This is a genomic window from Acinetobacter sp. UBA3025 (genome assembly GCF_002367915.1).
Lineage (GTDB): Bacteria > Pseudomonadota > Gammaproteobacteria > Pseudomonadales > Moraxellaceae > Acinetobacter.
Map to the genome: position 1 here is coordinate 1 of NZ_DFDO01000123.1, position 981 is coordinate 981.

Annotated in this window: 1 protein-coding gene and 1 pseudogene; one reads left to right on the top strand and one right to left on the bottom strand. The window is 45.0% G+C overall.

All coding sequences use genetic code 11. The features are described 5' to 3' along the window. Positions 1-187, top strand: a pseudogene (locus B4J23_RS05380) (hypothetical protein); the annotation flags it as partial. A 61-nt stretch (positions 188-248) separates the two neighbouring features. On the opposite strand, the gene B4J23_RS05385 reads toward B4J23_RS05380, so the two are convergent. Beyond that, positions 249-981 (bottom strand): toprim domain-containing protein (locus B4J23_RS05385; protein WP_291359140.1); only part of this gene is annotated, 733 nt, incomplete at its 5' end.

Here is a 981-nt window from a genome sequence, read left to right on the forward strand (position 1 = left end):
AACCACAATGCCTGTTAATAAAACCCAAACGACCTATCGATCAGATGACTGCAAAATTAATCTCAATTTTTCTTTTGATCCTAAACAGGGGCAGCAGGTGATTTTAAAACAGAACAATGGCAGTTCAGGTTGTGGCTTTGGACATAATGTCTATGCAGATGGGCATTATTTAAAAGTTGAGTCCTAAATTGAGCTATTAAAAAGCCCGCGATTGCGGGCTTTTTAATAGATATTAGCAGCAAATCATTTTAAACAACGATATCCGCCAGATTACCTTTCTGTTCCAGCCAGTCTTTACGGTCACTGGCGCGTTTTTTGGCCAGAAGTTTATCCAGTAAGCCTGAAGTCAGGTGCACATCATCCAGATCCAGTTGTACCAGACGGCGAGTATTAGGATCCAAAGTCGTTTCGCGAAGCTGGCTGGCATTCATCTCACCTAAACCTTTGAATCGGGTGATCTGCGGGTTCTTGGTTTTACATTTTTTCAGGATGCCTTCCAGTTCATCTTCATCCAGCGCATAGTGCACATCTTTAGCATCATCGATACGGAATAGGGGTGGCATTGCCACAAACAGATGCCCTTCTTCGACCAGAATCGGGAAGTGTTTTACAAACAGCGCACATAACAAAGTCGCGATATGCAAGCCATCCGAGTCGGCATCGGCAAGAATACAGATCTTGCCATAACGCAGTTCAGACAGGTCATCTGAACCTGGATCGACCCCAATCGCGATTGCAATGTTATGCACTTCCTGAGAGGCCAGCACTTCATCCGAAGAGACTTCCCAGGTATTTAAAATTTTCCCACGAATTGGCATGATCGCCTGGAAATTCTTGTCACGTGCCTGCTTGGCTGAACCACCCGCAGAGTCCCCTTCCACAATAAACAGTTCAGACTGATCCAGATCATGTTCAACACAATCTGACAGCTTCCCAGGTAAAGTCGGACCAGCGACAATCTTCTTACGTTCAACTTTCTTG